The sequence below is a fragment of the Nonlabens antarcticus genome (genome assembly GCF_015356755.1).
GTDB lineage: Bacteria > Bacteroidota > Bacteroidia > Flavobacteriales > Flavobacteriaceae > Nonlabens > Nonlabens antarcticus.
Window position 1 is genome coordinate 1 of the sequence record NZ_JADFCO010000013.1, and the last position, 238, is coordinate 238.

The window sequence follows — 238 nt, forward strand, 5'->3', positions numbered from 1 at the left end:
TCCTTACCGTTCCCGCATCTATGTCAGACTGCTGGATCGTGTAGGTTCCCGTAAACGTAGTACTGTCTACTCCACTTGGGCCTGGGGGAAGTGTGGCGATTGGACCACCTGATAAACTACCATTCGGCGCTACCAACAATGGGTCACTAATCGTTATGTTGCTCAACGTAGTGGCTCCCGTATTGGTCACCGTAAAACTGTAACTGATCGTCTCACCCAACTGGGCAAACCCATCTCC

The 238-nt window shown here is 51.3% G+C and carries 1 protein-coding gene; it reads right to left on the bottom strand.

Annotation, left to right across the window (positions count from 1 at the left end; genetic code table 11):
* Positions 1–238, bottom strand: a 238-nt coding sequence (locus IQ282_RS00050) for a DUF7507 domain-containing protein (RefSeq protein WP_194849917.1), incomplete at both ends; no start/stop codon positions are given.